This window comes from Parvibacter caecicola (assembly GCF_003725335.1).
GTDB lineage: Bacteria > Actinomycetota > Coriobacteriia > Coriobacteriales > Eggerthellaceae > Parvibacter > Parvibacter caecicola.
Genome location: NZ_QIBY01000006.1, coordinates 40094 through 53359 on the forward strand (window position 1 = coordinate 40094; position 13266 = coordinate 53359).

General features: G+C 61.9%; 9 protein-coding genes and 1 tRNA gene. 4 read left to right on the forward strand and 6 right to left on the reverse strand.

What is annotated here, in order from left to right; translation table 11 throughout:
• Positions 1–2: 2 nt before the first annotated feature.
• Entirely contained in the window at positions 3–1367 is a 1365-nt protein-coding gene (locus DMP11_RS05115; RefSeq protein WP_123185434.1) for a magnesium transporter, read from the reverse strand.
• A gap of 281 nt (positions 1368–1648) precedes the next feature.
• Positions 1649–3223, reverse strand: a complete 1575-nt coding sequence (locus DMP11_RS05120) for a sodium:solute symporter family protein (protein WP_123185435.1) — start codon at positions 3221–3223, stop codon at positions 1649–1651.
• A 633-nt stretch (positions 3224–3856) separates the two neighbouring features.
• On the opposite strand from DMP11_RS05120, the gene DMP11_RS05130 reads away from it, so the two are divergent.
• Positions 3857–5524, forward strand: a complete 1668-nt coding sequence (locus tag DMP11_RS05130; RefSeq protein ID WP_123185437.1) for a Na+/H+ antiporter NhaC family protein — start codon at positions 3857–3859, stop codon at positions 5522–5524.
• A gap of 112 nt (positions 5525–5636) precedes the next feature.
• On the opposite strand, the gene DMP11_RS05135 is transcribed toward DMP11_RS05130, so the two are convergent.
• Positions 5637–6125 (reverse strand): RrF2 family transcriptional regulator, encoded by a 489-nt coding sequence (locus DMP11_RS05135; protein WP_123185487.1) that lies wholly within the window; start codon positions 6123–6125, stop codon positions 5637–5639.
• 383 nt (positions 6126–6508) lie between these two features.
• A complete protein-coding gene (locus tag DMP11_RS05140; RefSeq protein WP_123185438.1) occupies positions 6509–7618 on the reverse strand; it encodes an endonuclease/exonuclease/phosphatase family protein in 1110 nt (369 codons plus the stop codon).
• A gap of 362 nt (positions 7619–7980) precedes the next feature.
• Here DMP11_RS05140 and DMP11_RS05145 point away from each other — a divergent pair, with 362 nt between their 5' ends.
• A complete protein-coding gene (locus DMP11_RS05145; RefSeq protein ID WP_214647053.1) occupies positions 7981–9210 on the forward strand; it encodes a phenylacetate--CoA ligase family protein in 1230 nt (409 codons plus the stop codon).
• Positions 9211–9243: 33 nt separating this feature from the next.
• Entirely contained in the window at positions 9244–11154 is a 1911-nt protein-coding gene (locus tag DMP11_RS05150) for an SEC-C metal-binding domain-containing protein (RefSeq protein ID WP_123185440.1), read from the forward strand.
• Between the two features lie 160 nt (positions 11155–11314).
• Here the strand turns inward: DMP11_RS05150 and DMP11_RS05155 are convergent, their stop codons facing one another.
• Together DMP11_RS05155 and DMP11_RS05160 are read right to left on the reverse strand one after the other, a co-directional pair.
• Complete coding sequence (locus tag DMP11_RS05155) at positions 11315–11869, reverse strand: DJ-1 family glyoxalase III (protein WP_123185441.1); 555 nt, start codon at positions 11867–11869, stop codon at positions 11315–11317.
• 431 nt (positions 11870–12300) lie between these two features.
• A tRNA-Phe gene (locus tag DMP11_RS05160) sits at positions 12301–12376 on the reverse strand.
• A gap of 387 nt (positions 12377–12763) precedes the next feature.
• Here DMP11_RS05160 and purE point away from each other — a divergent pair.
• Positions 12764–13228, forward strand: a complete 465-nt coding sequence (gene purE, locus DMP11_RS05165; RefSeq protein ID WP_123185442.1) for a 5-(carboxyamino)imidazole ribonucleotide mutase — start codon at positions 12764–12766, stop codon at positions 13226–13228.
• The last annotated feature ends 38 nt before the right edge of the window (positions 13229–13266 follow it).

Consider the following 13266-nt stretch of genomic DNA (forward strand, 5'->3'; position numbering starts at 1 on the left):
CATCAGTTGGCGTGCCAGGTTCCGGTGGCGCTCATGATCTGCACCACCACAAAGGTGTACAGCGCCAGCACCAGCAGAGCCACCAGCGCGATGCCCAGCCCCATGCCCAGCGACACCTTGGTGCGCTCGCTGCTCACGTCGTCTTCGATGGCGTCCCAGGCGTCCTCGGTGGTCACGATGCCCACAATGGCGCCCCGCTCGTCCACCACCGGCATGGCGGGAATGTCGTACTTGAAGATGTCGGCGGCCACGTCCTCTTCGGTCTCGTTGGGGCTCACGGAAATCACGTCGTCGTACATGATGTCGCCCACCACTTTGCGGTCGTCGGTCAGCACCAGCGTGCGCAGCGACAGCACCCCCACCAGCTTGTCGTAGTCGTCGGTCACGTACACATAGTGCACAGTGGGGTGATCGTCGTCCAGCTCCCGCAGCACCTCGATAGTCTCCCCCACGGTGGCAGTGCGGGGCACGGCCACGAACTGGGTGGTCATCATGCCGCCGGCAGTGCCGTCCTTGTAGCCCAAAAGCCGGCGAATCTCCGTGGCGTCCTCCATGCCCATCAGGCGCAACAGCGTTTCCGCCTTCTCGTAAGGCAAATCGCGCACGATGTCGGCGGCGTCGTCCGGGTCCATGTTACCAATCAGGCGCGCGGCGCGGGCATCGTCCAAATCGTCGATGAATTCCGCCTGGTACTCGTCTTCCATTTCGGAAATGGCCTCGGTGGCGCGAGCGTCGTCCAGGTGCTCGAACACCGTGGCCCGCTGCTGCGGGTCCAGCTGCTCCAGAATATCGGCCACGTCGGCCGGGTGCAGCTCGTCCAAACGGCGATGGGTAACCGACAGCTGCACTTCCGAAAGGTCGCGGTCCAGCAGGTCCATGTAGTTCCAGGCAATCAGCTGCTCGTCGATGCGCTTGCCGAACAGCTTGGCGCCGGCCACCGCCGCCTTCTCCAGCAGCGGGTGCAGGCCGCGCAAAATGCCGCGGGCCCCCACTTCCGCGCCCAAAAGCCGCAGTTGGCTGCCGGATTGCGAAAGCTTCAGGTCGTTTACCCGCACCACCTTCATGCCCTGGGTGTCCACAATCTGGCGGTTCAGCAAGTCGCGCGCCAGCAGTACCTCGTCCGGCTGCAGATAGCTGAAGCGGATGTCGTGGGCGTCCACCCCCAGCACAATGCCGTCTTCGGTGAACTGGTCCACGTACTTGCGCCACGAAATCATGAACGGCACCTTGCCGGGCCCCTGAAAGGCCAGGCTGGTAATGCGGGGGAAAACCTCGCCAGTGGAAATGGCTAGGTCGGAGATGGTTCCAAGCTTCTCGCCGGTGGCATCGACGACAGGCTTGCCTATCATTTGGGACAAATAGAGCATTGGCGTGTTCCTTTGCGCATCCAGTCGTTTCCCGACGGAGCGCCAAGGCAGCCGCCGGAAAGGTTACATACTGTGAGGCTTCGATTTTCGAACCTTCACGAATGTCCTTCCTCTTCAACAATAGAAATGGGCCTGCGAAAAACCGCAAGCCCATTGATTATAGGGTATGAATCCGCCGCCGCAGCCCACTTTAGTCTGAAACGGCCATTTTTCCCGCATTTCGCCCCGGGCGCCAAGCAGCGCGTCCGCACCGCGCAGGGGAAGCGAGCTCCCTGGGCGCCCTAGGCGTCCAGCACCGCTTCCGGACCCTCCGGCAGCGATTCGCCGTGCAGCTCGCGGGCGAACTCGCGGTCGATGGCGCCTTCCGGCGTGGGCGGGTTCACCTCAAACGGCACCGCCGGCGTAACCAGGCTCACCAGCGGCACCACCGCCAGCGACAGCAACATGCACAGCGCGCCGCAGTTGATGGGGCTGGCAATCAGCGGCGTGCCGGCAAAGCCCATGCACATATTCACCGCGGTAAGCCCCACGCCAATGGCGAAGCTGCACCACACCGCCGCCTTCGAAATGCGCCCGGAATACAGCCCCCAGAAGAAGGGGCCCAGGAACGCGCCGGCCAGCGCGCCCCACGAGTAGCCCATCAGCTGCGCGATAAACACGATGGAGGAGTGGTACTGCACCAGCGCTATGGCCGCCGAAATGGCCACGAACACCACCAGCAGCACCCGCATGCACACGATCTGCTTCTTCTCGGACATGTCCTTCACCACGTTGCCCTTGATGAGGTCGATGGTGAGGGTGGAAGAAGACGTAAGCACCAGCGACGACAGCGTGGACATGGAGGCGGACAGCACCAGCACAATCACCAGACCGATCAGCAGGTCGGGCAAGGTGGACAGCATGGTGGGGATAACCGAGTCGTAGATGGGGGTGCCGTTGGCGGCGTACTCGATTTGCCCCTGGTACAGACGACCGAAGCCGCCCAGGAAGTAGGAGCCGCCGGCCACCACGAAGGCGAACACAGTGGAGATGATGGCGCCCTGCTTCACCGCCGAGCTGGATTTGATGGCGTAGAACTTCTGCACCATCTGCGGCAGGCCCCAGGTGCCCAAGCTGGTAAGGATGACCACGCCCAGCAGGTTGAACAAGTCGGGGCCGAAGAAGCTGATGTAGGCCCCTTGCATGGCGGTGCCCTCCGCCTGAATCTGCGACAGGCCGATGATGGCCTCCGAGAAACCGCCGTTGTTCAGCAGTACCGCCACGATAACCGCCGTGATGCCCAGCAGCATCACAATGCCCTGGATAAAGTCGTTCATCACCGTTGCCATGTAGCCGCCCACCACTACATATATGCAGGTGACCACGGCCATGCCGAGCACGCACCAGTCGTAGGGCAGGTTGAACGCCATACCGAACAGCCGCGACAGGCCGTTGTACACGCTGGCGGTGTAGGGGATGAGGAACACGAAAATGATGGCCGCCGCCGCGATGCGCAGCGCCTTGGAGCTATAGCGCTTGCCGAAGAATTCCGGCATAGTGGCTGCCTTCAGGCGATGGGTCATCTCGCGGGTGCGCGGCCCCAGCACCCACCAGGCCAAAAGGCTGCCCAGAATGGCGTTACCGATGCCGGCCCAGGTGGCCGCCAGACCGTACTTGAAGCCGAACTGCCCGGCGTAGCCCACGAACACCACCGCCGAAAAGTAGCTGGTGCCGTAAGCGAACGCGCTCATCCAGGGGCCCACCTTGCGGCCGCCCAGCACAAAGCCGTCCACCGTTTTGGTGTAGTGGCGGCAGTAGATGCCCACACCCACGGCCACCGCCACGAATATCAGCACCAGAAGAATTTTTACGAACATGGTTCTTCCCTATCTTCCAATTCCCAAAAGGCGGAGCTGCCCGCCGCTTGCAACAACCAAAGGCGCACACGGTTTCCGCGGGTTCCGGGGCAAAAAAATAGCCACGGGCGAAATCCGTGTGCTATCAGTATCGAAACTCAAATTGTGGGGGATGCTGGCAAGCCCGTTGCTGGGCCGCCTTGTGGGCGCTCATTGCTGCGCACTCATGGGCAACCGCAACGCCGCAACACTGCGCGGCCTTGTGGGCTCTCATCAGGGCGCACTCGTCCATGGCGAGGTTTTTCTGTTCAGCCCAGCGGGCACTCATCACGGCGCAGGCGCTCTCGTCGCGCCCGCTGCTTGCGCGCCGCCCCAGGGCGGCTTTGCTCTGTTTCCATGTCTGCTGCATGGCGGCCACTTTACCACACAAAAGCAGCGGCAGCCGGCAAAAACGCCAGTGGCGCCCAGGCGCGGCGGCGCAACGGAAGGCCCGCCACGCCGCACAAAGAACCCCTTTTGTTCGCTCCCCCTGCAAATAACCGTGATTTTCCTGCTCATTGTTCGATATACTGACACGTGCTTGCCAACACCCTTTGGCAGCGCGCGGGACACACGCGACCCCGCGGAATGCAACCCATCAGCAAAGGGGAAAATATGGAAGGGTTTGATCTGATCAGCTGTGGGATCTGGTCGATTGTTCCCCCGCTTCTCGCCTTAGGGCTGGCGCTCATCACCAAAGAGGTGTATTCGTCGCTGACCATCGGCGTGTTCGTGGGCATGATCATTTACCAGTTCACCCTCAGCGGTGCCGGGGTTGACCAAGTGGTGGCATCGTTTGCCATGGTGCCCCAAATGATGGCCGAACAGATAGCCGGAAACGGGGCGCTACTACTCTTCCTTGCCCTGTTGGGGGCGCTTACGGTGCTCATCGCGGCATCGGGCGGCTCCCGCGCTTACGCCGAGTGGGTTTCCCAGCATATCAAAAACGCGAAAATGGCCCAGCTGCTCACCGCTGTTCTGGGCATCATCATCTTCGTGGACGACTACTTCAACTGCCTCACCGTGGGCGCCGTGATGCGCCCCATCACCGACCGCTTCCGCGTCAGCCACGAAAAGCTGGCCTGGATCATCGACTCCACGGCCGCGCCGGTGTGCATCATCGCGCCGGTTTCCTCGTGGGCCGTGGCGGTGGGCGGCTACATGGGCGAGGACGGCTTCAATACCTTCGTGGCCTCCATCCCTTACAACTTCTACGCCCTGCTCACCATCTTCTTCGTGTTCTTCATGCTCATCGTGGGGAAAGACTTCGGCACCATGCGCACCGCGCAGCTGAAGGCCGAGGGGCTGCCGGTGGCGGCCGAGGCACAGCAGCAAGAGCAGCAGGTTGAGGCCGACGTGACGAAGGCCACCGAGGACCTGCACCCGCGCAACATGAACGCCATCGTCACCGAGCACGCCGACTACGAGCAGGCGGCCGAGGCCACCATCGAGGAGTACAAAGGCCTTGAGGTGTCCGAGAAGGGCCGCGTGATCGACCTCATCCTGCCCATCGTGGTGCTCATCGTGTTCTCCATTCTCGGCATGTTGTACGTGGGCGGCTTCTTCCAGGGCGTCGATTTTGCCACCGCTGTGGGAGAAAACCCGGTTATGGGCCTTGACGTGGGCGTTTGTGTAGCGCTGGTGGCTGCTGCCATCATGTACCTGCCCCGCAAGCTGATGAACATCAACCATTTCATGGATTCGGTTTCCGAAGGCGTGCGCTCGATGGTGGGCGCCATCATGATCCTGGTGCTGGCCTGGAGCTTGGGCGGCACCTGCCGCTACCTGCTGGGCACCGGCGAATTCGTGTCCGGCTTCCTGAACGGCCTGGGCGTGGGGCTTGAGCTGCTGCCGGCCATCATCTTCCTGGTGGCTGCCTTCATCGGCTTTGCCATGGGCACCTCTTGGGGCACCGTGGCGCTCATCCTGCCCATCGTCATCGGCGTGTTCTCCACTTCCGACCCGCTGTTCCTGGTGGCCATCGGCGCCACGCTGGCGGGCGCGGTTTACGGCGACCACATCTCCCCTATCTCCGACACCACCATCCTTTCGTCGGCGGGCGCCAAGTGCAACCACCTCAGCCACGTGTCCACCCAGATCCCCTATGCCTCGCTGGTTATGGTGATCTGCTTCGTGGGCTACATCATCGCTGGCCTGGTGAAGAATCCGTGGGTTTCGCTGGCCGTGGGCGTGGTGCTGATTGTGGTAGCGGTGCTGGTGCTCACTTACCTGAGCAACCGGAAGGCCCCGAAGGCCACCGAGGCGCCGGCGGAAACCGCCTAAACCTGCGCTCTTCGCAATCAACCAAAAAAACGCCCGGGAATTCCGGGCGTTTTTTTGGTTGTACTAGGTTGCCAACATCCGGGGCGCCCCCTCGCATCCCCGCGATGCGACCCTAGGCGATTTTCGAAGCGCTGCTGCAACCAGCCAAGCGCTCACTCTCAAGGGAGAGGTGCTGGGCCAAAAATCCCCGCTTATCCTCCTGGCGAGTTGAAGCCTCCAACAGCATGCCTAGGTTAATGCTGTCCAGATACGCGTCGTAGCTTTCCAACACCAGTTCATAGACTTCCCTCATGTCGTCCGCCAACGCGGTGCTGCGCTCTTCGCGACGGGCGCGAGTGTTTTCCGAAAGCTCCTCCTCGAGGGCATTTATTATATCCAGCAACGTGATGTCGTGCGGGTCCCGCGCTAAACGGTAACCACCGTTTTTGCCTGGGTATGCTGTGATAATTTTCGCGTTGCGCAGCAATTGGGCCAACTGAATGAGGTAATCGCGGGGAATGGCCATCTCCTCCGCGATATCTTTGGACGAGTTGATTCCCGGATGCTGGGCCAGGTAGAGAACGGCACGCAGCCCGTAATCCGTAGATGCTTTCAGTTGCACTGCAACCTCCTCACCGAGGCTACCAGCACGAACGCCTGTGGCAAGCGCCGGAGGGTAGTTCTCCGTTTCGAATCGCGGGTTGATAAAAAACGAAGCGGACAAACCCACGAGCGACAACTCAAAGCGCATCAGGCCACAACCGTTAAGTCAGTTTCTGCAGCGATTCAATCATTCGCCATAAATACCTGGTATTCACTAATCGATGAGCCGCTCGATGCCTGTATAGTAGCATGCTGCTACCCTAAACTTTGAGCAAACTCAAGCAAATTTTCGGAAATACGGGAAACTGTCACTTTGTTCAGCGGGTTTGCTATTTTTGGCCTACCAAAACGGTAGGCCAAAAGGGCTGTGGCGTGTCCCCCTGTCAGCAGCACGTTGGCAACCTAGCCTTCGCTCTTCAGCTGAAAGGTCATCTGCACCGGGTTGTGGTCGGAGTAGGCGAAATCCAGATCCACCGTTTCGCAGCTGATGCACTCGATGTTGCTGGAGTAGATGAACGTGTCCATCACCCAGCGGTCGTTAGTGCCGTCATAGGGGCGGCCCGCATCGCGGCAGGTGGCAGCATCGGCAAACTGCCCGGCGTCGTACTTCGCCTTCGACGCCACCGTGAAACCATAGGGCACGCTGTCGAAATCAAACGGCTTGGCCCAGCTTTCCACCGCCTGCACCTTGTTTTGGTATACCTCCCCCGACACGCCAATCATGTCGTGGTTGAAGTCGCCGCCGGCAATCACATAGTTGCCCGCCGCCAGCTCCGCCTCCATGTCGGCGAACAGCATGCGCCGCTGCGCCGCCATGATGGATTCGTCGGCCCCGTAGGCGGAAAGATGCACGTTCATCAGCACCAACTGCTTGCCGTCGCTCACCGGAATGCGGCAGATGGAGTAGCAGCGATCCAAGTCCAAAAACTTGCTGAAGCTGTCGGAAATGGGCAGGCTGCGGCGCAGCGGGTCTTCCACCGCGTACTTCGAGAACGTGGCCATACCCGCTTTGTTGGCACCGTGGGGCGCGTACAGCGGCCACATGAGGAAGGGGGAATCGTAGTTCTGGGCGAACACCGTGGCGTCGTAGGGGAAGATTTTCCGCAGCAACTGGTACTGGTCCACAAAGTGGCTGCGGGTGCCGTTCACGTCCACTTCCTGGAACAGCACGAAGGTGGGGTCCAGCGCTTTGATGGCCTCCCCTTCGCCGTTGATGTCAGCGGTAACCACCTCGGCCGACTCCGCCACCGAACCGCTGCCGCCGTCCATGAAGAAGTCGAACTGCTGGTTGTAGGCGCCGAAGCCCAGGTTGGCCGTCACCACCTTCAACTGCGGGTTCGCGCTGGCGTCTATCTGGGCCGTGGGCGGCGTGCCCCCCAGCGGAGCGTCCACCTCCAGGGGCAGCTTGTCGTCCAGCCGGTAATAGGACAGCATCACGTAAGCCACGTACAGGGCCACCACCAGCACCGCCGCCAGCACTACGCCCAGCAACACCTTCAGCGCTTTGTTCATTCCGTTCTCCCTTTTGCCGCGGCCCGGACGGCACCTGACCACCAGCCGCCTTTTGCGTCTGCGGTTCATGATAGCGCCTATTGGCGCGGTTTTGCTCCGGCTGCAAGTCCTCTCCAAAACAGTGGGGTAAAATGCAGTTCGCTGTTAAATCAGAATCGCCAGACGTTGCTGGCGGCTGGCTGCGCCATCGTGGGGCAGAGATTCCCTCTCTGCCTAAACGGACAGCCCCCATGCGGGCGCAGCTTCAGGCCGAGACAGCATCTTGGCCCTACGAAAAATCGCCCAGGACAAAAACTGTGCCGATTCTGATTCAGCAGCAGAAACGCAGCTTATTCCTCGCACCCGAAGGAGATCCCATGCAGATGACCCCCGAACAGCTCGCCATGATAAAAGGCGAGTTCAAAAGCCTGAAAGCCCGCAGCCCCTTCTACGCGCGAAAGTTCGAGGGCATCGATTTGGCCACTGTGCAAACCCAGGCGGATTTCGAGAAGCTGCCCTTCTCGGAGAAAAACGACCTGCGCGAGGCCTACCCGCTGGGGCTGCAAGCGGTGCCGGACGACGAGGTGGTGCGCATCCACAGCTCGTCGGGCACTACGGGCACGCCGGTGATCATCCCCTACACCCAGCAGGACGTGATCGACTGGGCCACCCAGTTCGCCCGCTGCTACGAGATGGCCGGCATCACGCCGCTCGACCGTGTGCAAATCACCCCCGGCTACGGCCTGTGGACCGCCGGCATCGGCTTCCAACTGGGCTGCGAGCGGCTGGGGGCCATGGCCATTCCCATGGGCCCCGGCAACACCGACAAGCAACTGCAGATGATGCAGGACATGGGCTCCACCGTCATTTGCGCCACCAGTTCCTACGCGCTGCTGCTGGCGGAGGAAATCAACCAGCGCGGCCTGCGGGACAAGATTTCCCTGAAGAAGGGGGTCATTGGCTCGGAGCGCTGGGGCGAGAAGATGCGCAACCGCATCCAAGACGAGATGGGCATCCAAATCTACGACATCTACGGCCTCACGGAAATCTACGGCCCCGGCATCGGCATCTCCTGCGACGCCCACGCCGGCATGCACATTTGGGACGACTACATTTATATGGAAATCATCGATCCCAAAACCGGCGAAGTGCTGCCGGACGGCGAGGTGGGCGAACTGGTGCTCACCACGCTGCGCAAGCAGGGGGCGCCGCTCATTCGCTACCGCACCCACGACCTCACCCGCATCATCCCCGGCACCTGCCCCTGCGGCAGCCGCTTCCCCCGCATCGACACGCTGGTGGGGCGCACCGACGACATGATCAAGGTGAAGGGCTGCAACATGTTCCCGGCGCAGATCGAGGAAGTCATCAAGATGACCAACGGCGCTAGCTCGGAATACCAGGTGATGATCGAGACCATTTCCGGCCACGACATTCTCACGGTGCTGTTTGAAACGCCGCTGGAAGGCGAAGAGAAGGCCCGCTGCGAGCAGGAGCTGGCGCTGATTTTCAAGGCGAAGCTGGGCTGCACCCCTGAAGCGAAGGGCGTGCCCATGGGCGAGCTGCCTCGCTCCGAGAAGAAGACGAAGCGCATCTTTGACAGCCGCTACTAGGCGCTGCCGCACCCGTTGCCCCAAGGAGGCCCTTTGCTCACCGACTCCCAATTGTTTCGCCTGCAAGACGTGCTGGGCTGCCTGGCCTGCTACGCCAACGACTTGTTTGGCCTGGTAGAGCACGAGCAGTTCCTCAATCTCATGGAGTCGTATGACCCGGCCCGCGTGGAAGTGATCCACGATGTGCTTGAAACGCTGTGGGAAAACGCGGATATCATCGACGGGTTTGTGGAGAAGAACCCCTTCGGCCTCTCCCCCGACGATTTGCAGCTGGCGCTTTCGTGGAAAGACGCGCTACATGCCACCGGCGTGTTCGTGGGCACCGAGGAGGGGCGGGAGCTGTACCTTGTCGAGGGGCGGCTGGTGGCGCTGGCCCAGGCCGAGCTGCACGAGAGCGGCCCCTGCCTGGTGAACATCACGGTGCTGCCCTTCGAGAATATGCTGGTGGAAGACTACACCAGCATGGCCATGGACCTGGATGTGCGCTACGCCGCCTTCCCGTTGCAGCGGGACGTGGCGCGGGCGCGGGGCCTGGGCATTCTGGAAACGCCACAACAGTTCGTGCCGTTTTCCCGCGAGATAAACGGCCGCCGCCACGAGGCGGAGATGAACCGCCTGATGGACGACCTCGACCGGGAATCGCGGTTGCACGCCGGCGAGGACATTTCGCCGGAAGGGTTCCATCGGGGCCGCTTCGCCGGGCTTTCCCGCGAGGAGCGCGACCGGCTGGCCGACGAGGAAGCGCGCTCGGTGCTGCTGGACCAGCTTTTGGCCATGCTGAAGGGGCGCCTGATCAAGAAGGCCGCCCCCACCCCGCAACTGGACGTGTGCCTGGCCAACTGCACCAAGGCAACACTGGAGGAGTTTGGCCAATACCTGGGCGTACGAGGGCTTACCAGCCTGAACAAAGGGCAGGCAACCGAGCGGCTGATGGACGTCGCCCTGGCCGCGATGCCCCAAACCCTCGATGCGCTGCTGGGCACCGCGGCGGCCTTCCCCGCCGTAGTGCTGCAGCAACTGCAGCAGCAAGCTGCCGAAGGGCCGCTGGTGCGCACGGTCACCCCCGCCACGCTGGACAACTCGACGGTGGGCTGCTTCCCGTTCGTGCTCCCCTTTTTGCAAGAGGGGCAGCTGGTGGGCGTGATGCCCGAGGAAATGCGCGATTTGCTGCTGAAGCTGGATTTGCCGGCGCTGGCCGCTCAGTCGCAGGCTCAGGAAGACGCCTTGCGGGTGACGGAGGAGTGCCTGTTCACCTATGGCCTCACCACGGTGGAGGACGCCTACCACGAGCTGGAGCTTTTGGGGCTGGACGCGCTTTCGGCGCAGGAGTTCGACGGGCTGGTGCGCAGGGCGGCCGAAGATGGCGCTCTGGATGGGCTGCTTTGGCAGCACGGGAGCAGCGATTATTTGGTCAGCCCGCCGCTGCTGCCCCAACCCGACACCACTCAGGCGCGGGACGAGCGCCGCTACCTGCTGGAATGCCACGCCAACGTTCCCCGCAAGCACCTGTACGAGTTTGCCAAAGACGGCCGTGTGGAAGAGGCGGCGTTCACCGGCGAGGCGGCGGAAAAGCTGGCCAGCTATCTGAACGAGCGCGTGCCCGATGGCCAAAACGATGCCTTCTTTGCCGACAACGTACTGGAAGAGCTGATTTTGGCCGTGGTGGAAAACAACGTGGATGTGGCGGAAATGCTGGCCATCGCTGAAGAGTTTGGCCTGATGGGCTGCGACACCGACCCGGAACGGTTGCTGGGACGCCTCGCCGTTTTGCGCAACTCGCTGCCACTTTGGGAGCTGAACGGCTGGTCGGCCATCGAAAGCATGGAGCTGCAAACCGGCAAAAAGATGTTCTTCGACGACCGCGGCGTGCCCCTGAAAGTGGGTCGCAACGACCCCTGCCCCTGCGGCAGCGGCAAACTCTACAAAGACTGCTGCGGAAAGTAAGCGACACACGATACTCCCGTGCAAAGGTTTTCGTAGGGCCGAGATTCTATCTTGGCCTAAAGCCGCAACCGCATGCAGACCGTAAGTTAGGCAGAGATAGAACGCTGCCCTACGAATTCGACCGCATGCATATCCCCGCCACGCGGATAAAGCCAGGGGGCTACTTCACCAGCATGGCTTCGGCCACTTGATTGGTCGTCTTTTCACCTTCCAGGAACTTCAGGATGGCAAGGCCGAAGGGAATGGCGGTACCCGGGCCGGTGGCGGTGATGAGGTTGTTGTCCACTTCCACGGGCTTGCCCGGCTGGTACACTCCTTCGGGCCAACCCTCTTCGCAGGTGGGGTAGCACACCGCTTTGCGACCGGTCAGCAAGCCCATGTCCCCCAGCACCGTGGGGCCGGCACAGATGGCGGCGATGGGCTCGTCCGCTTCCATGCGGCGGGCAATCTCGGTTGTGGCGGCCTTGCTTAGGCCAATGTTCTCCACCCCCACCGAACCGCCGGGGATCATCAGCAGGTCGGACGCGGACAGGTCCACCATTGCGATGGGCGCATCTGCCACCAGGGTTATGTTGTGGGCAGCCGCTACCTGCAGGCTGTCTTTCAGCGATACCAGCATCACGTTCACGCCGCCGCGACGCAGGATGTCCACCGGCGCCACCACTTCCAGCGGCTCGCACCCGTCCGCCAGCAAAACCGAAACCGTCCTCGCCATTTCGCACTTCCTTCCACGAGACCACACTGCCCCAGATTTTATCCCATCCAACGGCGCGGCTACCGCCTTCGTCACCCACCCGTGGGCCCGTCCGATGATTCACCTGCGCCCGCATTCTGCCACTACACCGCCTCACTGCCGCGGTGCTCGCACCGAAACAGTCCATTGGGCTGTTCCGCCTTCGCAGGGTTCAAGCCCCCGCGGGGTTCCCTGGACATGAAAAGGGCCTCATTGCTGAGGCCCTTTGAGTTAGTGGTGGTCGGAGGGGGACTTGGCGCCTTCGCCTGCGGCGAACCCGCTGTGCTGCGCTCCGCTGCCGCGGTGCTCGTACCGGAACAGTCCACCGGACTGTTCCGCCTTCGCAGGGTTCAAGTCCCTGCGGGATTCTCTGGACATGAAAAGGGCCCCGTTGCTGGGACCCTTTGAGTTAGTGGTGGTCGGAGGGGGACTTGAACCCTCGGCACGCGGATTTTCAGTCCGCTGCTCTACCAACTGAGCTACCCGACCGGATGCGTTTAACGCAGGGATATATTCTAGGGAAGCCGCCGCCTCTTGGCAAGGGGATATTTTGGTCAATTACCTTCCCGACGGGCCGACGGCGGTCTGCAGAACGGCCCTGAATGCTAAGATAGGCCTATTACTCGCCGAAGGCAGCCGTCCGTTTTGAGCAGCGGAGTCAGACGCGTCGGCTGCCCGGGAAATGGCTACGATGCGAAGCTGCATGCGGGACTGGCATGAGCTGGGCGCGAGCTTGGCGCGGGGCCGAAGCAAGCCCGACGTTGCCGCCTTCGCACCGGAGCAGCAGAAAGAAGGCGGCAACAAAACTCGGCGCCGGCCACCAAGAAGAAAGCCACCGAGGCATTGAGCTCGGTGCACCGAAAGAAAGGATCGGGAATGGACGAGGCAAAACCCCTGGTGGGAATCATTATGGGATCGACTTCCGATATGCCGGCCATGGAGCCGTGCATGAAGCAGCTGGACGAGTTCGGCATCCCCTATGAGGTGAAAGTGGCCAGCGCCCACCGCAAGCCAGCCGAGGTACACATCTGGGCCGAAACCGCCCACGAGCGCGGCATGAAGGTGATTGTGGCCGCCGCCGGCAAAGCGGCGCATCTGGGCGGCGTGGTGGCTGCTTACACCCCGCTGCCGGTAATCGGCGTGCCCATGAAAACCAGCGACCTGGGCGGCATGGACTCGCTGCTGTCCATGGTGCAAATGCCCTCCGGCGTGCCAGTGGCCTGCGTGGCCATCAACGGCGCGAAGAATGCAGCCATCGAAGCTGCCCAGATCATCGGCACCTCCGACCCCGAAGTGCTGCAGAAAATCATCGACTTCAAGCAGGCCATGGCCGAGGCGTAAGGAGTCAAACGGGCTAAAGACGGCAATGCGGCCAGCCT